Origin of the sequence: Vibrio marinisediminis, assembly GCF_014050145.1 — a bacterium.
GTDB classification, from domain to species: domain Bacteria; phylum Pseudomonadota; class Gammaproteobacteria; order Enterobacterales; family Vibrionaceae; genus Vibrio; species Vibrio marinisediminis.
The window spans coordinates 1-293 of the sequence record NZ_JACFYF010000182.1 but is presented as its reverse complement, the minus strand read 5'-3'; the positions used below and the strand labels follow the sequence as shown (position 1 = coordinate 293).

Below are 293 nucleotides of genomic sequence, written 5' to 3'. Positions count from 1 at the left end.
ATCTGCTGGTCAAGAAGTTGATGCCGCGCCTGCAGTACTTCACCTATGTGGAGATCACCCCTCACGCGCACCAGGCGCTGTGGGAGGAGTACGAGAGCGTGGCGGCCGAGTTCCCGGCGCGTTTCGCCATGCGCCAGATCGTCGAGGCCGGAGATATCTATCCGGTGTTTCGCGAGCTTTTCAAGCGCCGCGTCGCCGGCGGCTGAGGAGGCAAGATGACCCGACGCAAGCCCATCGCCACGGGGTCCGACTGGAACTTCGAGGTACTCGCCGAATTCGAGCGAGAGATCGCG

The 293-nt window shown here is 63.1% G+C and carries 1 protein-coding gene; it reads left to right on the top strand.

All coding sequences use genetic code 11. The features are described 5' to 3' along the window. On the top strand, positions 1–206 hold a 206-nt coding region (locus H2O73_RS20830; RefSeq protein WP_182110778.1), incomplete at its 5' end, for a DUF444 family protein. Between the last annotated feature and the right edge of the window lie 87 nt (positions 207–293).